The sequence below is a fragment of the Acidovorax sp. IB03 genome (assembly GCF_016406015.1).
GTDB lineage: Bacteria > Pseudomonadota > Gammaproteobacteria > Burkholderiales > Burkholderiaceae_C > Acidovorax > Acidovorax temperans.
The window spans coordinates 1-18,376 of sequence record NZ_JAEFCH010000023.1; the positions used below are offsets into that span (position 1 = coordinate 1).

An 18,376-nucleotide genomic window follows, 5' to 3' on the forward strand; every position below is an offset into this window, starting at 1 on the left:
ATCTTTTTGGGATTGGGGATGCCTTGGCCTATGGCCGATTTATGCAACAAAGCCGTGTTGATGCTCAATGGTTTTGGGGCTAAGGAGGCTCGCAAAGCCACTTCCGGGTGTTTGGAATTCACCCACAGTGGAAAACGATTGTTTGCAATGGTGCTGGGGCCGCGACCATGGCCTTCGTCCCTTGTGTGCTCTTGCTGGCCAGCCCGGCGAATCGGAAAAGAAGGCGCGCAAGCCTTTTGGCGCTGCATTGCGGGAGGCTTTTTGATCCGACAATTCACCCTATCGGGTCGATCCCGTGCGATGGATCTCTTCCTCAAAACCCAGATCCCCATTTTTTAGGAGTGCGATAGCGTGATTCTTGTAACGGGCGGAGCCGGCTTCATTGGCTCGCATACCTGTGTGGCGTTGGCCCAGGCCTGCATTCCTTTCGTGGTGCTGGACAACTTTTGCAACAGCCGCCGTTCGGTGCTGGAGCGGGTGGAGCGCATCACTGGCGCACCCGTGCCTTTCATCGAGGGTGATATCCGCGACACGGCCATGCTGCAGCGGGTGTTTGCCGAGCACGCCGTCGAAGGCGTCATCCACTTCGCAGCCCTGAAGTCGGTGGGCGAGTCGGTGCGCGAGCCGCTGCGGTACTACGACAACAACGTTGCGGGCACGGTGGCCCTGCTGGGCGCCATGCGGGCGGCGAATGTGCGCACGCTGGTGTTCTCCTCGTCTGCCACGGTGTATGGTGACCCGGCCTCGGTGCCTATCCGCGAGGACTTCCCGCTGTCGGCCACCAACGCCTACGGCTGGAGCAAGCTCATGATGGAGCAGGTGCTGGCCGATGTGGACGCTTCCGAGCCCGGCCAGTGGCGCATTGCCCGCCTGCGCTACTTCAACCCCGTGGGGGCCCACGCCAGTGGCTTGATCGGCGAAGACCCGCAAGACATTCCCAACAACCTGCTGCCTTACGTGGCGCAGGTGGCCGTGGGCCTGCGCGAGCAACTCAGCGTGTACGGCAACGACTACCCCACGCCCGATGGCACCGGGGTGCGCGACTACATCCATGTGTGCGATCTGGCCGAGGGGCATGTGGCCGCGCTGCGCTACCTGCGCAGCCACCCCGGCCTGCTGACGGTGAACCTGGGCACGGGGCGGCCCGTGTCGGTACTCGAGATGGTGCGCGCCTTTGAACGCGCCAGCGGCCGGGCTGTGCCCTACCGCATCGTGGCGCGCCGGCCCGGTGATGTGGCCCAGTGCTGGGCCGACCCCGCTCTGGCGCAGCAACTGCTGGGCTGGACGGCCAAACTGGGCCTGGACCAGATGTGCGAAGACGCGTGGCGCTGGCAAAGCGGTGTGGGCGCCAGCCTGCAAGCCTGAGCGGGCCGGGCCCTGCGGATGGCCGTGGTATCTTGCACGGGCCGCTCTGGCCGCGCCTTCGGGGTTGCGGCTTTCTTTGATTGATATTCTTCTTTTTTCTCATCCCTTTGCGCCATGCTTGCCAAACGCATCATTCCCTGTCTTGACGTTACCGGAGGCCGCGTGGTCAAGGGTGTCAATTTTGTTGAACTGCGCGACGCAGGCGACCCGGTAGAGATTGCCGCGCGCTACAACGCCCAGGGGGCTGATGAGCTGACCTTTCTGGACATCACAGCTACCAGCGACGGCCGCGACCTGATTCTGCACATCATCGAAGCCGTCGCCAGCCAGGTGTTCATTCCGCTCACCGTGGGTGGTGGCGTGCGTACGGTGGAAGATGTGCGCCGCCTGCTCAATGCGGGCGCGGACAAGACGAGCTTCAATTCGGCCGCCATTGCCAACCCCGACGTCATCAATGCGGCCTCGGCCAAATACGGCGCCCAGTGCATTGTGGTGGCCATTGATGCCAAGCGCCGCTCTGAAGAAGACGCGCTGCGCATCGGCGCCAACGGCCAGCCGGTAGGCCCTGGCTGGGATGTCTACAGCCACGGCGGGCGCAAGAACACCGGGCTGGATGCACTGGCGTGGGCGCAGGAGATGGCGCAGCGCGGTGCTGGCGAAATTCTGCTCACCAGCATGGACCGCGACGGCACCAAGTCCGGCTTTGACCTGGCCCTGACCCGTGCGGTGAGCGACGCCGTGAGCGTGCCCGTCATCGCCTCGGGCGGAGTGGGCAATCTCGACCACCTTGCCGACGGCGTGCAGCAGGGCGGCGCCGATGCCGTGCTGGCAGCCAGCATCTTCCACTACGGTGAGTACACCGTGGGCCAGGCCAAGCAGCGCATGGCAGAGCGTGGCATTCCCGTGCGTCTGTAATTGGCAGCTTGTTTTGCTATTGATTTAATAGCTGCTGGCGCTTGCTGCAAAAGCGCTAGCGGCCAAAAACGTTTAAATTTTTGATCCCCGTCCGGCCCTCCGGCACAAATCACCGACAATCCGCCCATGAACTGGCTCAATGAAGTGAAATGGGACGCGCAGGGCCTGGTGCCCGTGATTGCGCAAGAGCAGGGCACAGGCGATGTGCTGATGTTTGCCTGGATGAACCGCGAAGCGCTGGCCAAGACCGCAGAGCTGGGTCGCGCGGTGTATTTCAGCCGCTCGCGCAAGAAGCTGTGGTTCAAGGGCGAGGAGTCGGGCCATGTGCAGACGGTGCATGAAATCCGCCTCGACTGCGACAACGACGTGGTGCTGCTCAAGGTCACGCAGGAAGGGCACGAGCCTGGGATTGCCTGCCACACCGGGCGCCACAGCTGCTTCTTCAGCGTGCTCAAGGATGGCGCCTGGAAGGCCGTTGATCCGGTCTTGAAAGATCCCGAATCCATCTACAAATAAGCCCATGAGTTCCAATGATTCCCACGTGCTGTCTCAGCAAGACGCCCTGGCCCGCCTGGCGGCCGTGATTGAAAGCCGCAAGCCCGCCAACGGTGGTGACCCACAGACCAGCTATGTCTCGCGCCTGCTGCACAAGGGGCCGGATGCCTTCTTGAAGAAGATTGGCGAAGAGGCCACCGAAGTCGTGATGGCGGCCAAGGACGTGGACCATGGTGCCGACAAGGCAAAGATCGTTTACGAGGTGGCCGACCTGTGGTTCCACTCCATGATCGCCCTGGCCCACTACGGCTTGAGCCCGGCGGATGTGGTCAAGGAGCTGGCCCGCCGTGAAGGCACCAGCGGTATCGAAGAAAAAGCCCTGCGCAAGGCAGACGCGCGCGCGGCAGACGAGAAAGGCTGACAGCCATGGCAGATGACTTCACCGATGTGCAGACCAAGGACCAACGGGCCGAGGATTTGAAGGCCATCGGCTGGGTCAGCTACCTGTTGCATCTGATCGTGGCGGTGGGGGCGGTCATTCCCGGTGCGCAGCCCGGCGCTGCGTTGCTGTTGATTGCGCTGGTGATCGACCTCGTCAAAAAGAGCGACGCAGAAGGCACCTGGCAGGCCAGCCATTTTTCCTGGCGTCTGCGCACGGTGATCTGGGCAGGTGTGCTCTATGTACTGACGGCACCGCTGTGGATTTTGATCCTGCCCGGCTGGATCGCCTGGGGGCTGATCTCCCTGTGGTTCCTGTACCGCATCGTGCGCGGCATGGTCGCCATGAATAAGGGGCAGGCTCTGGAGATGTGAGTTTGGCGCTGCTGGCGAGCGGGTGTCTTGCTCAGCCCTTGGCTGACAGCCCTTCGTCAGCCGGCGGACACGCAGGACGCCGTGTATATCCCTGACAATGCGAAAACTTGCCCGGAGTCATTCAGGGCTCTGTAATCAGTTATCTGGCGGCTGCGGCCGGTTTCATTCATCCCTTCACCATGCACGATCCGAACTGCCTTTTTTGTAAGATCATTGCCGGCGAGATTCCTTCCCGCAAGGTCTATGAAGACGAGGAAATCTTCGCATTCCACGACATCCATCCCTGGGCGCCGGTGCACTTTCTCATGGTGCCCAAGGCGCATATCCCTTCGATGGCCCAGGTTACCCCGGAGCACGCCGGGCTGCTGGGGCGCATGATGGCGCTGGCGCCCCGGCTGGCTCTGGAGCAGGGGTGTAACCCGTATCCGGACGGTGGCTTTCGCATCGTCACCAACACAGGGGTTGAAGGCGGGCAGGAAATCCACCATCTGCATATCCATGTGATGGGTGGCCCACGCCCCTGGCTCAAAGGCTGAGGTCAAGAGCTGACGGTCTTTTCCCCTTCACGCCGGGGTTACATCGCGCGTCTAAAATGATTGCAATTCGTTAGGAGAAATTCCATGGGTTCCTTTTCCATCTGGCACTGGCTGATCGTGCTGCTGATCGTTGTCATGGTCTTCGGCACCAAAAAGCTCAAGAACATGGGCTCTGACCTGGGCGGCGCGGTCAAGGGCTTCAAGGACGGCATGAAAGACGGCTCAAGCGACGCCCCCGCACCCACCGCAGCTCCAGCCCCCAGCCAAGTGGCCAACAGCCAGGCCGCCGACAAGACCACCATTGACGTGGAAGCCAAGCAAAAAAGCTGATGGCTTGAGCGAGCGTTGATTCCATGATTGATATTGGCCTGTCCAAAATGGCGCTCATTGGGGCGGTGGCGTTGATCGTCATCGGTCCGGAAAAGCTGCCCCGCGTCGCCCGTACCGTGGGCACCCTGCTGGGCAAGGCGCAGCGCTACGTGGCCGATGTGAAGTCTGAAGTCAACCGCTCCATGGAGCTCGATGAGCTTCGCAAGATGAAGGACTCGGTGGAAAATGCCGCGCGCGACGTGGAGCAGTCCATCCAGACCAGCGCCAGCGAGTTTGAAAAAGACTGGGCGCAAGCCACCAGTTTCGAGACCGAGAGTCACGACACGGCTTCGGCTGTGCTGCCCGCTTACAAGCACCCTGGCAAAAACTGGCGCCTCAAGAAAGGCGCTACCCCCCAGTGGTACAAAGCCCGCAATGGTGTGCGCACCAAAGCGTTGTCCGGTGCGGCGCGGGTAGCGCGCTACCGCCCTAAAAAGTTCCACTGATGCTGCGCCCGCGCGCGCTGCATGGGCGGCCCTGACGCCCTCGAAGATCCAACATGGCAGACACCCCCACCCAAGAAGACGAGCTTGCTGGAACGGAGCAACCGTTTGTCCAGCATTTGATGGAGCTGCGCGACCGCTTGGTCAAGGCCATCATTGCCATTGCCGTGGCTGCTGTCTTCCTGTTTTTCTTTCCCGGCCCCGGGCCGCTGTACGACTTTCTGGCAGCGCCACTCGTAGCGCATTTGCCCAAGGGCGCTACGCTGATTGCCACTTCGGTGATCTCGCCCTTCATGGTGCCGCTCAAGATTTTGCTGATGTCGGCCTTTTTGCTGGCTTTGCCATTCGTGCTCTGGCAGGTGTGGGCGTTTGTGGCGCCGGGCCTGTATTCGCATGAGAAGAAGCTGGTCTTGCCGTTGGTGGTCTCCAGCACTGTGCTGTTTTTCATCGGCGTGGCCTTTTGCTATTACTTCGTGTTTGGGCAGGTGTTCGCGTTCATCCAGAGCTTTGCGCCCAAGAGCATCACGGCCGCGCCAGACATTGAGGCTTATCTGAGCTTTGTGCTGTCCATGTTCCTCGCCTTCGGCCTGGCCTTTGAAGTGCCGATTGCGGTGGTGGTGCTGGCCCGCATGGGGGTGGTGAGCATTGAGAAGCTGAAGAACTTCCGTGGTTACTTCATCGTCATCGCGTTCGTGATCGCCGCCATCGTCACCCCCCCCGACGTGGTGTCGCAACTGGCCTTGGCCGTGCCCATGTGCATTCTTTACGAGATTGGCATCTGGGCCGCGCAACTGTTCATCAAGCACACCAAAGCGCCGGGCACGGCAGAGGAAGAAACCGCTTCTTCCTGACAGCGGAGGCGCTGCTTTGTGGCGGCATTGGGCTGCTGCCCACTATTGCGGCGCCGTATTGCCCTGCTTTGCACTCCTCCAGTGACGCTCCGCATGGTTGGTTTGACGACTTTCAGTGCAGGAAGTCTGGTTGCCGCCAAAGCAGGATAGAGTTTTTTGCCAACAAAAATAGCTGCTAGCGCCCGAAAATAAAGCGCTAGCAGCTATGTTATTGATAGCGTATAAGTTCCTGCGGGTCGCAGGAGTTTTCTACCGTGCCTTCAGCGACGCACAGCGCGCTGGGGGCGAGGGCGTACCCCAGGGTTGATGTTCAACTCCAACTTCTTGTCGGCACGTTGCACCTCGAAAACCGAGGGCGTACCGGGTTTGAGTGCGGCCACGGCGCTCAGTAGCTGCGATACGTTGCCTATCGCCTTGTCGTCCACCTTCAAGATGACATCGCCAGGTCGCATGCCCGCCTGTGCGGCAGGGCCGTCTTGCAGCACCCCGGTGATGATCACGCCCTCAGTGGCTTTCACGCCGAAGGTTTCGGCCAGCTCGGCTGACAGCTCATTGGGTTCCACGCCAATCCAGCCGCGGGTCACCTGCCCGTCTTTCACGATGCCATCGAGCACCTGGCGCGCAGTAGACACGGGGATGGCGAACCCGATCCCCATGCTGCCACCCGAGCGCGAGTAGATGGCCGTGTTGATCCCCATGAGGTTGCCGTTCACATCCACCAACGCGCCACCCGAGTTGCCGGGGTTGATGGCGGCATCAGTCTGGATGAAGTTCTCAAAGGTGTTGATGCCCAGCTGGCTGCGGCCCAGCGCGCTGACAATGCCGCTGGTCACCGTCTGGCCCACGCCAAAGGGGTTGCCAATGGCCAGCACCTGATCGCCCACGGCCAGGGAGTCTGAATCGCCAAGCGTGATCACGGGCAGCTTGTCGAGCGTGATCTTGAGAATGGCCAGGTCGGTTTCGGGGTCGGTTCCGATCACGCTGGCGCGGGTGCGGCGGCTGTCGGTCAGCGTGACTTCGATTTCGTCCGCACCTTCGACCACATGGTTGTTGGTGAGGATGTAACCGTCGGGGCTGATGATGACACCGCTGCCCAGTCCGGTCTGGGCCTGCGGGGCCTGGTCGCCAAAGAAGAATTGGAACCAGGGGTCGTTGCTGCGCGGGTGGCGCACGGCCTTGCTGGTATTGATGCTGACCACGGCGGGCGATGCTTTGCGTGCTGCGCCGCTGAAACTGCCCGCTGCAGGCTGCCCTGCCGGGGCTGGGGGCGCTTCAACCAGGGCCACGCCCGCGCCCGAGCGGGTGGCGCCTTGGCGGATCCAGTCGGGCTGGAGGGTGGCGACAACAAAATAGGCCGCGGCGAAAACCGTCACGGCCTGAGAGAACAGCAGCCAGATGCGTTTCATGATGAGTAGATGGGGCAAAGGTGCGTGGGGTGCGCGAAGTTCTGCTGTGTGATCTTCGGGGCTCGGAATAGTTGCTATTGTCCTCCAAGACTTGGCGGCGCATGGCGCGGCGTTCGGTGGGGTCTTGGTGCTGCCTGCGCGAGCCCGCGCGACAATAGCGGGCATGAGCATATCCCGCGTAGACCTTCTGCAGGCATTCGACGGCCTGCTGCAACCCGAGCGTTTCAAAGACTACGGGCCCAATGGCCTGCAGGTGGAGGGCAAGGAACAGATCGCTCGCGTGGTGAGCGGCGTCACGGCCAGCAAGGCGCTGATCGAGGCGGCCATCGCTGCCCGCGCTGACGCCATCTTCGTCCACCACGGACTGTTCTGGCGGGGGCAAGATGGCCGGGTCACGGGCTGGATGAAGCAGCGCCTGCAACTGCTGCTGGCGCACGACATCAATCTTTTTGCGTACCACCTGCCGCTGGATGCGCACCCCCAGTGGGGCAACAACGCCCAGTTGGGCCAGATGCTGGGGTGGACGAGCGTGGCGCAGTTTGGTGAACAGCTGCTGGGTTGCGTGGCCAATGCCGACTATCCCCATGCGCAGGCCGTGGCGGACCATGTGGCCGCCGTGCTGGGCAGGCCGGCAACGCTGGTGACTTCTGCCGATAGCACGCGCCCCGTGACCAAAGTGGCGTGGTGCACGGGGGGGGCGCAAAGCTACTTTGAGGCGGCCATCGCCGCAGGCGCTGACGTGTTCATCACGGGCGAAATTTCTGAGCCACAAGCCCATCTGGCGCGCGAAACGGGTGTGGCCTTCATTGCCGCGGGCCACCACGCTACCGAGCGCTATGGCGCTCCGGCGGTCGCGGGTGAAGTGGCGCGGCTGCTGGGCATCGGGCACGAGTTCATCGAAATCGACAACCCCGCGTGAATAGTTTGCTATTGAAAGCATAGCTGCTTGCGCTTGATTGACGGGCGTTAGCGCCAGAATTTATGAAAACCAATCTCAAGCCCATCGCCATTACCCAAGGCGACCCTGCAGGCATAGGCCCTGAAATCGTGGCCAAGGCGTTCCGGGATGCGCCCGATGTGCTGCGCGGCTGCTTCGTCGTCGGGAACGTGGCCACCTTGCGACGCGCCGCGGGCTGCATTGCACGCCCGGGCATACCTTCGCTGCCCGTGGCGGTGATCGAGGGGGTGGCAGATGCCCTGGATGCGCCCCCGCGCTGCGTGCCAGTGCTGCCGCTTGCGGGTCTGCCCGACACCGTGGCGGTGGGGCGGGTCAGTGCCGAGGCAGGGCGCGCCGCTGCTGATTGTGTGCGGTGGGCAGCACGCGCCGCGCTGCGCGGTGAGGTGGCTGCACTGGTTACGGCGCCTTTGCACAAAGAGGCGCTGTCTGCCGCTGGTGTGAACTACCCCGGTCACACTGAACTGCTGCAGGCCGAGGCTGCTGCCCACCAAGGCGTGGCGCTGGATGCCATGCCGGTGCGCATGATGTTGGCAAGCGATGAATTGCGCACGGTGCTGGTCAGCATCCATGTGTCCCTGCGCGATGCGATTGCTGCTGTGACCGAGGCCAACGTGCTGCAGACCGTGCAGATCGCACATGCGGCACTGCTGCGCACCTTGGGGCGTGCGCCGCGCATCGCTGTGGCAGGGCTCAACCCCCATGCCGGCGAAGGTGGTTTGTTTGGCCGGGAGGAGCTGGAAATCATTGCTCCCGCTCTGGCTCAATTGCGCGCGCAAGGGGTGGATGTGCACGGACCGTTGCCGCCGGATACCGTCTTCATGCGGGCTCGGCACACCGAGGCCCATCCCGGTGAGTTTGATGTCGTGATCGCGATGTACCACGACCAAGGGCTGATTCCTGTCAAATATCTGGGTGTGGATAAAGGGGTGAACGTCACCCTGGGCCTGCCATTGGTGCGCACCAGCCCCGACCACGGCACCGCGTTCGATATCGCCGGGCAGGGTGTGGCAGATGCGTCCAGCCTGATTGAAGCGGTGCGCATGGCGCGGCAACTCGCCTGAATTTTCGAGTGGTGTCGGCCGCAGATGCGACAACGCCCTCGACGAGAGGGCGTTGAATCCATCAAAAAGCTGAGCTTGCGGCGCAGATCAGCGCTTGAGGCTATCGCGGATCTCGCGCAGCAAGACGATGTCTTCGGGTTCAGGGGCTGGAGCCGCAGGCGCTGGTGCAGGTGCTTCGCGCTTGAGTCGGTTGATTTGCTTGATCATCATGAAAATGATGAACGCCAGAATGATGAAATTGACGGCCACCGTCAAAAAGTTACCGTAGGCGAAGACGGGCACGCCGGCCTTGCGCAGTGCGTCCAGGGTCATGGCGGTGCCTGCGGGAACATTTCCCAGCACCAGGAACAAATTGGAAAAATCCAGTTTGCCAAACACCAGGCCCACCACCGGCATGATCAGATCGGCCACCACGGAGTCCACGATTTTTCCGAAGGCTCCGCCAATGATCACGCCCACAGCCAGGTCGATCACATTGCCCTTGATGGCAAATTCTTTGAATTCTTTGATGATTGTCATCTTTGCTTCCCTTTTTGGTTTCAAGGGCCCGTCGCCCCAGGTGGTGTGAGATCGCATTATCTAGGAGAGATGGCGTGCGGTGCTGCTTCGCTATGGGGCTGTGACGCCAGATCGCAAGAGGGTGGCTGGTGTGATGAGTTTTCACTCCGCTACAATCCCCGGCTGACCCCAACATAGCGATGTATACCGAGGATCCCCATGAGTGACACACCAGTCGACACCAGCAAGCGGACGTGGCTGATTGCGTCCGGATGCGCTGGTGCTGCGGGAGGAGTGGCCGTAGCCGTGCCCTTCGTCAGCAGTTTTCAGCCTTCGGAAAAAGCCAAAGCAGCCGGTGCTGCGGTAGAGGTTGATATTTCAGCCCTGCAACCCGGCGAAAAGCTCACTGTGGAATGGCGCGGCAAGCCCGTGTGGATTCTCAAGCGCACCCCGGAGCAGATTGCTTCGTTGGCCAAGACCGAGCCTCAACTGGCCGATCCCAAGTCAGATCGCAAGACGTACCCCACCCCTGAGTACGCAAAAAACCAACACCGCTCCATCAAGCCTGAAATCTTCGTGGGCGTGGGCATTTGCACCCACTTGGGTTGCTCGCCCGGCGATAAGTTCCAAACGGGCCCTCAGCCTTCTTTGCCTGACGACTGGAATGGCGGCTTCCTGTGTGCTTGCCACGGCTCCACTTTCGACTTGGCTGGCCGCGTGTTCAAGAACAAGCCTGCGCCTGACAACCTGGAAATCCCGCCCCACATGTATCTGTCCGATTCGCGTCTGCTGATCGGTGAAGACAAGAAGGCTTGAGGTAGCACAACATGGCTGAATTCAAGGAAATCTCCCCCAACGCTTCGGCGTCTGCCAAGCTGACGAATTGGTTTGAGAACCGGTTCCCCACAGCTTTCGACGCCTACCGTGTGCATATGTCGGAGTACTACGCTCCGAAGAATTTCAATTTCTGGTACATCTTTGGTTCGCTGGCACTGCTGGTGCTGGTGATCCAGATCGTCACCGGTATCTTTCTGGTCATGCACTACAAGCCTGATGCGAACCTGGCTTTCGCATCGGTGGAGTACATCATGCGTGATGTGCCCTGGGGCTGGTTGATTCGCTACATGCACTCCACGGGGGCTTCGGCCTTCTTCGTAGTGGTGTACCTGCACATGTTCCGTGGCCTGATCTACGGTTCTTACCGCAAGCCGCGTGAGCTGGTCTGGATCTTTGGCTGCGCCATTTTCCTGTGTCTGATGGCTGAAGCCTTCATGGGCTACCTGCTGCCTTGGGGCCAGATGTCTTACTGGGGCGCTCAGGTGATCGTGAACCTGTTTGCCGCCATTCCCTTCATCGGTCCTGACCTGGCTCTGCTAATCCGTGGCGACTTTGTGGTGGGCGACGCTACCCTGAACCGCTTCTTCAGCTTCCACGTCATTGCCGTTCCTCTGGTTCTGCTGGGCTTGGTCGTTGCGCACTTGCTGGCGCTGCACGACGTGGGCTCCAACAACCCAGACGGCGTTGAAATCAAGGGTCCCAATGCGCCCCGAGATGCCAAGGGCAAGCCTCTGGATGGCGTGCCGTTCCACCCTTACTACACCGTGCACGATATCTTTGGCGTGTCTGTGTTTCTGTTGGCTTTCTCTGCGGTGGTTTTCTTCGCGCCCGAATTTGGTGGCTACTTCCTCGAGTACAACAACTTCATCCCCGCAGATCCGCTGGTGACGCCGTTGCACATTGCTCCCGTGTGGTACTTCACCCCGTTCTATTCGATGCTGCGTGCTATCACCAGCGAAATGATGTATGCCCTGATCGCCTGTGTGCTCCTGGGTGCATTGTTTGGAGTGCTCAAGGCCCAGTTGCCAGCCATCTTCAAGGTGGTGATCGCTGGTGGCGCTGTGGTGGTCACCGCTCTGATGCTGGCCATTGACGCCAAGTTCTGGGGCGTGGTCGTGATGGGTGGTGCTGTGATCATCCTGTTCTTCTTGCCCTGGCTGGACTACAGCCCTGTGAAGTCCATTCGTTACCGTCCCGACTGGCACAAGTACTTCTACGCTGTCTTTGTGATCAACTTCCTGATCTTGGGTTACCTGGGCGTCCAGCCTCCCTCGCCGATTGGTGAGCGGGTTTCTCAGGTGGGTACTTTGTTCTACTTCGGCTTCTTCCTGCTGATGCCTTGGTGGAGTCGCATTGGTAAGACCAAGCCTGTGCCTGATCGCGTTACCTACGTTGCGCACTGAGAGCCGGAGAAAACAACAATGAAGAAACTCATTCTCACGATCGTGGCAGCGCTGGGCATGGTGGCTGGTTCTGCAATGGCTGCTGGCGGCGGCCATCCCCTGGACAAGGCGCCCGTCAAGACCAATGACTTGGCCTCTTTGCAAAATGGTGCCAAGCTGTTCGTCAATTACTGCCTGAACTGCCACTCTGCTGCGTTCATGCGGTTCAACCGTTTGAAAGACATCGGTTTGACAGACCAGCAGGTGAAAGACAATCTGCTCTTCACCACCGACAAGGTCGGTGAAACCATGAAGGCGGCGATTGATCCTAAGCAAGCCAAGGCTTGGTTCGGTGCCAATCCTCCTGACCTCACTGTGATTGCCCGCTCGCGTGCAAGCTCTGCAGGTTCGGGTGCTGATTACCTCTACACCTACCTGCGTACCTACTACCGCGACGACACCAAGCTGACGGGCTGGAACAACCTCGTGTTCCCCAACGTGGGCATGCCTCACGTACTGTGGGAGCTGCAGGGCGAACGCCGCCCCGTCTTTGAAGAGCACGAAAGTCACGGTCAAAAGACTCACGTGCTCAAGGGTTGGGAGCAAGTGTCTCCAGGGAAGATGACTCCCGCGCAGTACGATGCCGCTGTCGGCGACTTGGTCAACTACATGCAGTGGATGGCCGAGCCTGCTCAAAACACGCGCATCCGCGTTGGTGTGTGGGTTCTGATTTTCCTGGGCTTCTTCACCGTCATTGCATGGCGACTGAATGCGGCTTTCTGGAAAGACGTCAAATAACTTGCTGACTTTCTGACGACTTCTCTTGGGTGAGAAGTCGTCAGATTTTTTATAGAGTGGGCGCTTTGGTGCTTCCCACTCTTTTGATTTTTAGGAGCCTCCCACCATGATGGTGCTTTATTCGGGAACAACTTGTCCCTTTTCCCACCGCTGCCGTTTTGTCCTGTTTGAAAAGGGCATGGATTTTGAAATCCGCGATGTGGATCTGTATAACAAGCCGGAAGACATCAGCGTCATGAACCCTTATGGGCAAGTGCCTATTCTGGTGGAGCGTGATCTGATTCTGTATGAGTCGAACATCATCAACGAATACATTGATGAGCGCTTTCCTCATCCCCAGTTGATGCCTGGCGACCCGGTTGATCGTGCACGTGTGCGTCTGTTCTTGCTGAATTTCGAGAAAGAGCTGTTCGTTCATGTGAACACGCTGGAGTCTCGCGCCACCAAGGGTAACGAAAAGGCGCTGGAGAAGGCCCGGGCCCATATCCGTGATCGCCTGACCCAGCTCGCGCCTGTGTTCCTCAAGAACAAGTACATGCTGGGCGACAATTTCTCCATGCTGGATGTGGCCATTGCTCCGCTGCTGTGGCGCCTCGACTACTACGGTATTGAATTGAGCAAGAACGCCGCACCTTTGCTGAAGTATGCAGAGCGCATCTTCTCGCGTCCTGCCTACATCGAAGCATTGACCCCCTCCGAAAAGGTCATGCGCAAGTAAGTGCGAAGTCTTCGCGAAGCCACTGAACTGCTGGACACCCCATGAACGCCCAGGAATCGACCTCCACACGACCGTATTTGATTCGCGCTCTGTACGAGTGGTGCACTGACAATGGTTTTACGCCTTACGTCGCGGTGCGTGTGGATGATTCAGTGCAGGTGCCGCGCGAGTTTGTTCACGATGGTGAGATCGTGTTGAACATCAGTTTCGACGCAACCAGCTCGCTGCAGCTGGGTAATGATTTCATCGAATTCAAAGCCCGGTTTGGCGGCAAGCCCCGCGATATCCTGGTTCCTGTCGGGCGTGTGATTGCCATCTATGCGCGTGAAAATGGACAGGGCATGGCTTTCCCTCCGCCGGTGGACAGTTTGGTGGCGGCCCCTTCATCGTCGGCTGTGTTGGCCCCTGTAGCCGATGTTGTTGAGTCGGGTGCTTCTGTTGAGGATCGCGTTGTTCAGTTGGTTCCGGCCGTTGATGTGGGTGATGATGAACCGCCTAAGCCCACCCCTGGGCCTGCGGGCGGCCGTCCTTCACTCAAACGGGTGAAATAAGCCAGTTTTTTGTTGAGGCTCGTTTTTTCGGGATAGAATGCGTGCTTCGCCGGTTTAGCTCAGTTGGTAGAGCACCCGCCTTGTAAGCGGTAGGTCGTCAGTTCGATTCCGACAACCGGCACCAAATTTCTTTTCCTTTTTCTCTTCATTTCGTCAGTTCAACGCAAGTCCGTTTGAACTTTCAGGCGAATAGAGTTAACCTCCCACCCCTTGATTCGCAAATGAGCCTGCAGTGCAGGCAGTATTTGCCGCAGCTTGGCTGCTGCTGAGTTGCTTTTGACCAGAAGGCACCAAGTAGCACCTTCAATAGGCCCTGCCCGTACGGTGTCGCGCAGGCCCGCTGGGAGCAGCGGCTCAATGGCCTTCAGCCTTTCGCTAGAGTCTTTGGTCAGTGCGGTCAGCATGGCCAGCGTGGGTGATTCTGCGCTGGCTTGCTGCAGTGTGATGGCATAGTGGCGGCGGTTCATGGGTGGTGCCTCTATGGCAGGGAGATGTTTTTGTGCATTTGATTATCACGGACGCTCGCGGAGCCCGCACCCGCTCCTTGCACCTGTCGGGTGCTCGGCTGGCTCTGGTGGGTTGCATGCTCGCGCTCGGATTTTTGCTGGTTGCTGCGTCGCTCTATCACTGGGTTTTTGTGAAGGGGGCGCGGGAGGGGTGGCCCGTGTTTGGCGCGCTGGTCAAACTGGTTGCCAAAGACGAGTTCGATGAGCGCGACAAGTTCATGCGCGCCAACCTTGATGCCATGGCCAAGCGCGTGGGCGAGATGCAGGCCCGTATGGTTCAGCTGGAATCCCTGGGCGAGCGCGTCATGGGCTTGGCTGGCTTACCTGCTTCAGATGTTCCCAAGGCCGATGGCCGCGGCGGTGCGCTGGTCGGGGCGCGGAATTTGTCGCTCGAAGAGCTGCAAGCCACCCTGGATGATCTGGAGAGGGTGGCTGGCCAGCGATCTGACTGGATGACGGTGGCTGAATCCCGGCTATTTGATCAGCACATCCGCAAGAAAATGGTACCCACGCATGCCCCGGTGACAGGGCGCACGGCCGGGTCTGCGTTTGGGTGGCGGCTGGATCCATTCACCGGCCAGTCGGCGCTGCATACAGGGCTTGATTTTCAGGCGGATACTGGTACCCCCATCCTGGCAGCTGCTGGTGGGGTGGTGATTGCTCAAGAGTTTCACCCGGCTTATGGGAACATGATCGAATTGGATCATGGCAACCAGTTGGTGACACGCTATGCCCATGCGTCCCGCACTCTGGTAAAGCAGGGTGATCTGGTCAAGCGTGGGCAGAAGATCGCTGAGGTGGGTAGCACCGGGCGTTCTACGGGACCCCATCTGCATTTTGAGGTGCTCGTTCAAGGGATATTTCAGGATCCTCAAAAATTCCTCAATGCCGCATCTGGCATGGCTGCAGATACCGTCGCGGCTATCTCCAGAACCCCTCTGGTAGCCCAGCAAAACGCGCCTCCTGCAGGCAGGTAAAATCTATCGTCCTGGGCTCCCCGCGGAATGCTTGCATTTACCCGCGAAGAGCCCACCTGCATTCAATTCTTATTAGGGATTTCGGTCGTTCGACTGCGCTGCTGAAGTGTGTCGAGCGGACCTGTTCGCATGGCAACCAATTTCCTCACCAAAATTTTCGGCAGCCGAAATGACCGGCTTCTCAAGCAGTACCGCAAAGTGGTTGCTCGCATCAACGGCATGGAGCCCGAATATGAGAAGCTTTCGGACGACGCGTTGCGCGCCAAAACCCAGGAATTCAAGGATCGCGTAGCCAAGGGCGAGTCCCTCGACTCGATCCTGCCCGAAGCGTTTGCGGTGGTGCGTGAGGGTTCCAAGCGCATCATGAAAATGCGCCACTTCGATGTGCAGATGCTCGGGGGCATGGCACTGCACCATGGCAAGATTTCGGAAATGCGCACGGGTGAGGGCAAAACCCTGACCGCAACGCTGCCGGTGTACCTCAATGCGCTGTCTGGCAAGGGCGTGCACGTAGTCACCGTGAATGACTATCTTGCCAATCGCGATGCCCAGTGGATGGGCCGCCTCTATAACTTCCTGGGTTTGACGGTGGGTATCAACCTGCCCAACATGCCGCGCGAGGAAAAGCAAGCCGCGTATCGCGCTGACATCACCTACGGCACCAACAACGAATACGGCTTCGATTACCTGCGTGACAACATGGTCTACGAAGCCCGTGACCGTGTGCAGCAAGGGCTGAACTACGCCATCGTGGACGAGGTGGACTCCATCCTGATCGACGAGGCACGTACGCCGCTGATCATCAGTGGTCAGGCAGAAGACCACACGGCAATTTACATTGCCATGAACAAGGTGGTTCCGCTGCTGGTGCGCCAGGAAGGGGAGGCTGATCCTCGCACTGGCGAAGGAGTCATCAAGCCCGGAGACTTCACCGTTGATGAGAAGGCGCACCAAGTCTTCCTGACCGAGCAAGGGCACGAGTCTGCAGAGCGTATTCTGGCCAGCCATGGCCTGATCGCCGAGGGTGCTTCGGTTTACGACCCGGCCAACATCACTTTGATGCACCACCTGTACGCAGCCCTGCGTGCCAACCACCTTTATCACCGCGATCAGCACTACGTTGTGCAAAACGGCGAAATCGTGATCGTGGATGAATTCACTGGCCGCCTGATGTCGGGCCGTCGCTGGAGCGATGGGTTGCACCAGGCGGTAGAGGCAAAAGAAGGTGTGAACATCCAGGCTGAAAACCAGACCCTGGCTTCGATCACATTCCAAAACTACTTCCGCTTGTACAACAAGCTGGCTGGTATGACGGGCACGGCCGATACCGAAGCGTATGAGTTCCAGGAAATCTACGGTCTGGAAACCGTGGTCATTCCGCCCAACCGCCAAAGCCTGCGCGACGACCAGTTGGACCGCGTCTACAAGACGACCCGCGAAAAGTACGAAGCCGCGATCAAGGACATTCGCGAGTGCCACGAGCGCGGCCAGCCTGTGCTGGTGGGTACTACCTCGATCGAGAACTCCGAAATCATCGATGAGCTGCTGAACAAGGAAGGGCTGCCGCACCAGGTGCTCAATGCCAAGCAGCACGCGCGCGAAGCCGACATCGTGGCCCAGGCCGGCCGCGAAGGCATGATCACCATTGCCACCAACATGGCTGGTCGTGGTACCGACATCGTGCTGGGTGGCAACATTGAGAAGGATGTGGCGGCCATCGAGGCCGACGAGTCCCTGTCCGAATCTGAGCGTGCCGCCAAGGTGGCCGCGTTGCGCGAACAGTGGAAGGCCGACCACGAAAAGATCAAGGCACTGGGCGGTCTGCGCATCATTGCGACGGAGCGCCATGAGTCTCGCCGCATCGACAACCAGTTGCGTGGCCGTTCCGGCCGCCAAGGTGACCCAGGCTCTTCACGTTTCTACCTGAGCCTGGACGACTCGCTGATGCGCATTTTCGCGGGCGACCGCGTCAAGGCCATCATGGACCGCCTGAAGATGCCCGATGGCGAAGCCATCGAAGCCGGCATCGTGACGCGCAGCATTGAATCTGCCCAGCGCAAGGTCGAGGCCCGCAATTTCGACATCCGCAAGCAACTGCTGGAATACGACGACGTAGCCAATGACCAGCGCAAGGTGATCTACCAGCAGCGCAACGACATCCTCGATTCGTCGGATTTGACGGACGTGATTGCCGCGATGCGCGAGGACTGCATGACAGATCTGGTGCGCCAGTATGTGCCCGCCGAGTCGGTGGAAGAGCAGTGGGATCTGGCTTCACTCGAGAAAATCCTCAACGACGAATGGCAGGTTTCCGTGCAGTTGCAGGCATGGGTGAGCCAGTCCGAGTCCATCACCGACGAGGAAATTCTGGAGCATGTTGTCAAGCTGGCGCATGCCGCCTTTGAAGCCAAGGTGGCACAAGTGGGGCGTGAGAACTTCACCCAGTTCGAGCGTGCAGTGCTGCTGCAAAGCTTTGACTCCAACTGGCGTGACCACCTGAGCGCGCTGGACTATCTGCGCCAGGGCATCCATCTGCGCGGCTACGCCCAGAAGCAGCCCAAGCAGGAATACAAGCGTGAAGCGTTTGAGCTGTTCCGTCAGTTGATCGATCACGTCAAGAACGAAGTCACCAAGATCTTGATGACGGTGCAAGTGCAGTCTTCTGCCCAGCTGGATGAGGCGGCCCAGCAGTTGGAGGCCCGTGCTGAGCACATCACCAACATGACCTACACCGCACCCACCGAAACCGGCGAGGCCGAAACCACTTCTGGTGACGCCGGTGGCGGTATCGACGCCGCAGCCTTTGAAGGCATGCGCGTGGGGCGCAATGATCCCTGCCCTTGCGGCAGTGGCAAAAAATACAAGCAGTGCCACGGCAAGCTGGCCTGATGGCAGGT

At 59.7% G+C, this 18,376-nt stretch carries 22 protein-coding genes and 1 tRNA gene; 19 read left to right on the plus strand and 4 right to left on the minus strand.

Annotation, left to right across the window (positions count from 1 at the left end; all coding sequences use genetic code 11):
* Nucleotides 1-248 (minus strand): hypothetical protein (locus tag IHV84_RS20470; protein ID WP_233099999.1); only part of this gene is annotated, 248 nt, incomplete at its 3' end.
* A 103-nt stretch (nt 249-351) separates the two neighbouring features.
* Between IHV84_RS20470 and galE the strand changes: the two genes are divergently transcribed.
* From galE to tatC, 9 genes are all read left to right on the plus strand, one after another.
* Nucleotides 352-1,365, plus strand: a complete 1,014-nt coding sequence (galE, locus tag IHV84_RS13080; protein WP_198847181.1) for a UDP-glucose 4-epimerase GalE — start codon at nt 352-354, stop codon at nt 1,363-1,365.
* Between the two features lie 114 nt (nt 1,366-1,479).
* Nucleotides 1,480-2,280 (plus strand): imidazole glycerol phosphate synthase subunit HisF, encoded by an 801-nt coding sequence (hisF, locus tag IHV84_RS13085; protein ID WP_044400245.1) that lies wholly within the window; start codon nt 1,480-1,482, stop codon nt 2,278-2,280.
* A gap of 126 nt (nt 2,281-2,406) precedes the next feature.
* Nucleotides 2,407-2,796: a phosphoribosyl-AMP cyclohydrolase gene (gene hisI, locus IHV84_RS13090; protein ID WP_044400239.1), complete on the plus strand. Its 390-nt coding sequence runs from the start codon at nt 2,407-2,409 to the stop codon at nt 2,794-2,796.
* A 4-nt stretch (nt 2,797-2,800) separates the two neighbouring features.
* Nucleotides 2,801-3,196, plus strand: a complete 396-nt coding sequence (locus IHV84_RS13095; RefSeq protein ID WP_044400234.1) for a phosphoribosyl-ATP diphosphatase — start codon at nt 2,801-2,803, stop codon at nt 3,194-3,196.
* A 5-nt stretch (nt 3,197-3,201) separates the two neighbouring features.
* Entirely contained in the window at nt 3,202-3,588 is a 387-nt protein-coding gene (locus IHV84_RS13100; RefSeq protein WP_066697814.1) for a hypothetical protein, read from the plus strand.
* 179 nt (nt 3,589-3,767) lie between these two features.
* Nucleotides 3,768-4,124 (plus strand): histidine triad nucleotide-binding protein, encoded by a 357-nt coding sequence (locus IHV84_RS13105; protein ID WP_044400409.1) that lies wholly within the window; start codon nt 3,768-3,770, stop codon nt 4,122-4,124.
* Between the two features lie 84 nt (nt 4,125-4,208).
* Entirely contained in the window at nt 4,209-4,454 is a 246-nt protein-coding gene (gene tatA, locus IHV84_RS13110; RefSeq protein ID WP_198847182.1) for a Sec-independent protein translocase subunit TatA, read from the plus strand.
* A 23-nt stretch (nt 4,455-4,477) separates the two neighbouring features.
* The gene (gene tatB / locus IHV84_RS13115; RefSeq protein WP_044400226.1) at nt 4,478-4,939 is read left to right on the plus strand and encodes a Sec-independent protein translocase protein TatB; all 462 of its coding nucleotides are present in this window, start codon (nt 4,478-4,480) and stop codon (nt 4,937-4,939) included.
* Nucleotides 4,940-4,992: 53 nt separating this feature from the next.
* The gene (gene tatC, locus IHV84_RS13120; protein WP_198847183.1) at nt 4,993-5,787 is read left to right on the plus strand and encodes a twin-arginine translocase subunit TatC; all 795 of its coding nucleotides are present in this window, start codon (nt 4,993-4,995) and stop codon (nt 5,785-5,787) included.
* A gap of 260 nt (nt 5,788-6,047) precedes the next feature.
* On the opposite strand, the gene IHV84_RS13125 is transcribed toward tatC, so the two are convergent.
* Nucleotides 6,048-7,193: a Do family serine endopeptidase gene (locus tag IHV84_RS13125; protein WP_198847184.1), complete on the minus strand. Its 1,146-nt coding sequence runs from the start codon at nt 7,191-7,193 to the stop codon at nt 6,048-6,050.
* Between the two features lie 163 nt (nt 7,194-7,356).
* On the opposite strand from IHV84_RS13125, the gene IHV84_RS13130 reads away from it, so the two are divergent.
* Nucleotides 7,357-8,112, plus strand: coding sequence for a Nif3-like dinuclear metal center hexameric protein (locus IHV84_RS13130; RefSeq protein WP_198847185.1), 756 nt, complete (start codon nt 7,357-7,359; stop codon nt 8,110-8,112).
* A gap of 62 nt (nt 8,113-8,174) precedes the next feature.
* The gene (gene pdxA / locus IHV84_RS13135; RefSeq protein WP_198847186.1) at nt 8,175-9,212 is read left to right on the plus strand and encodes a 4-hydroxythreonine-4-phosphate dehydrogenase PdxA; all 1,038 of its coding nucleotides are present in this window, start codon (nt 8,175-8,177) and stop codon (nt 9,210-9,212) included.
* 87 nt (nt 9,213-9,299) lie between these two features.
* Here the strand turns inward: pdxA and mscL are convergent, their stop codons facing one another.
* Nucleotides 9,300-9,731: a large conductance mechanosensitive channel protein MscL gene (mscL, locus tag IHV84_RS13140; RefSeq protein WP_066697826.1), complete on the minus strand. Its 432-nt coding sequence runs from the start codon at nt 9,729-9,731 to the stop codon at nt 9,300-9,302.
* A 198-nt stretch (nt 9,732-9,929) separates the two neighbouring features.
* Between mscL and petA the strand changes: the two genes are divergently transcribed.
* From petA to IHV84_RS13170, 6 genes are all read left to right on the plus strand, one after another.
* Entirely contained in the window at nt 9,930-10,526 is a 597-nt protein-coding gene (gene petA / locus IHV84_RS13145; RefSeq protein WP_066697829.1) for a ubiquinol-cytochrome c reductase iron-sulfur subunit, read from the plus strand.
* Nucleotides 10,527-10,537: 11 nt separating this feature from the next.
* Nucleotides 10,538-11,950, plus strand: coding sequence for a cytochrome bc complex cytochrome b subunit (locus tag IHV84_RS13150; protein ID WP_044400205.1), 1,413 nt, complete (start codon nt 10,538-10,540; stop codon nt 11,948-11,950).
* A gap of 18 nt (nt 11,951-11,968) precedes the next feature.
* Entirely contained in the window at nt 11,969-12,727 is a 759-nt protein-coding gene (locus IHV84_RS13155; protein WP_066697836.1) for a cytochrome c1, read from the plus strand.
* Nucleotides 12,728-12,833: 106 nt separating this feature from the next.
* Entirely contained in the window at nt 12,834-13,445 is a 612-nt protein-coding gene (locus tag IHV84_RS13160) for a glutathione S-transferase N-terminal domain-containing protein (protein ID WP_044400199.1), read from the plus strand.
* Between the two features lie 41 nt (nt 13,446-13,486).
* The gene (locus IHV84_RS13165) at nt 13,487-13,996 is read left to right on the plus strand and encodes a ClpXP protease specificity-enhancing factor (protein ID WP_198847187.1); all 510 of its coding nucleotides are present in this window, start codon (nt 13,487-13,489) and stop codon (nt 13,994-13,996) included.
* A gap of 48 nt (nt 13,997-14,044) precedes the next feature.
* Nucleotides 14,045-14,120: transfer RNA gene (locus IHV84_RS13170), tRNA-Thr, on the plus strand.
* A 34-nt stretch (nt 14,121-14,154) separates the two neighbouring features.
* Here the strand turns inward: IHV84_RS13170 and IHV84_RS13175 are convergent.
* On the minus strand, nt 14,155-14,463 hold the full coding sequence (locus IHV84_RS13175; RefSeq protein ID WP_044400193.1) for a hypothetical protein: 309 nt from the start codon (nt 14,461-14,463) through the stop codon (nt 14,155-14,157).
* 32 nt (nt 14,464-14,495) lie between these two features.
* On the opposite strand from IHV84_RS13175, the gene IHV84_RS13180 reads away from it, so the two are divergent.
* Together IHV84_RS13180 and secA are read left to right on the plus strand one after the other, a co-directional pair.
* Entirely contained in the window at nt 14,496-15,479 is a 984-nt protein-coding gene (locus IHV84_RS13180; protein ID WP_198847210.1) for a M23 family metallopeptidase, read from the plus strand.
* Between the two features lie 129 nt (nt 15,480-15,608).
* Nucleotides 15,609-18,368, plus strand: coding sequence for a preprotein translocase subunit SecA (secA, locus tag IHV84_RS13185; RefSeq protein ID WP_198847188.1), 2,760 nt, complete (start codon nt 15,609-15,611; stop codon nt 18,366-18,368).
* Nucleotides 18,369-18,376: the final 8 nt, after the last annotated feature.

Excerpts from the sequence above, each read along its gene's own strand:
- hisF (WP_044400245.1), top strand. The coding sequence starts at position 1,480 with ATGCTTGCCAAACGCATCATTCCCTGTCTTGACGTTACCGGAGGCCGC.
- hisI (WP_044400239.1), top strand. The coding sequence starts at position 2,407 with ATGAACTGGCTCAATGAAGTGAAATGGGACGCGCAGGGCCTGGTGCCC.
- IHV84_RS13095 (WP_044400234.1), top strand. The coding sequence starts at position 2,801 with ATGAGTTCCAATGATTCCCACGTGCTGTCTCAGCAAGACGCCCTGGCC.
- IHV84_RS13100 (WP_066697814.1), top strand. The coding sequence starts at position 3,202 with ATGGCAGATGACTTCACCGATGTGCAGACCAAGGACCAACGGGCCGAG.
- IHV84_RS13105 (WP_044400409.1), top strand. The coding sequence starts at position 3,768 with ATGCACGATCCGAACTGCCTTTTTTGTAAGATCATTGCCGGCGAGATT.
- tatA (WP_198847182.1), top strand. The coding sequence starts at position 4,209 with ATGGGTTCCTTTTCCATCTGGCACTGGCTGATCGTGCTGCTGATCGTT.
- tatB (WP_044400226.1), top strand. The coding sequence starts at position 4,478 with ATGATTGATATTGGCCTGTCCAAAATGGCGCTCATTGGGGCGGTGGCG.
- tatC (WP_198847183.1), top strand. The coding sequence starts at position 4,993 with ATGGCAGACACCCCCACCCAAGAAGACGAGCTTGCTGGAACGGAGCAA.
- IHV84_RS13125 (WP_198847184.1), bottom strand. The coding sequence starts at position 7,193 with ATGAAACGCATCTGGCTGCTGTTCTCTCAGGCCGTGACGGTTTTCGCC.
- IHV84_RS13130 (WP_198847185.1), top strand. The coding sequence starts at position 7,357 with ATGAGCATATCCCGCGTAGACCTTCTGCAGGCATTCGACGGCCTGCTG.
- pdxA (WP_198847186.1), top strand. The coding sequence starts at position 8,175 with ATGAAAACCAATCTCAAGCCCATCGCCATTACCCAAGGCGACCCTGCA.
- mscL (WP_066697826.1), bottom strand. The coding sequence starts at position 9,731 with ATGACAATCATCAAAGAATTCAAAGAATTTGCCATCAAGGGCAATGTG.
- petA (WP_066697829.1), top strand. The coding sequence starts at position 9,930 with ATGAGTGACACACCAGTCGACACCAGCAAGCGGACGTGGCTGATTGCG.
- IHV84_RS13150 (WP_044400205.1), top strand. The coding sequence starts at position 10,538 with ATGGCTGAATTCAAGGAAATCTCCCCCAACGCTTCGGCGTCTGCCAAG.
- IHV84_RS13155 (WP_066697836.1), top strand. The coding sequence starts at position 11,969 with ATGAAGAAACTCATTCTCACGATCGTGGCAGCGCTGGGCATGGTGGCT.
- IHV84_RS13160 (WP_044400199.1), top strand. The coding sequence starts at position 12,834 with ATGATGGTGCTTTATTCGGGAACAACTTGTCCCTTTTCCCACCGCTGC.
- IHV84_RS13165 (WP_198847187.1), top strand. The coding sequence starts at position 13,487 with ATGAACGCCCAGGAATCGACCTCCACACGACCGTATTTGATTCGCGCT.
- IHV84_RS13175 (WP_044400193.1), bottom strand. The coding sequence starts at position 14,463 with ATGAACCGCCGCCACTATGCCATCACACTGCAGCAAGCCAGCGCAGAA.
- secA (WP_198847188.1), top strand. The coding sequence starts at position 15,609 with ATGGCAACCAATTTCCTCACCAAAATTTTCGGCAGCCGAAATGACCGG.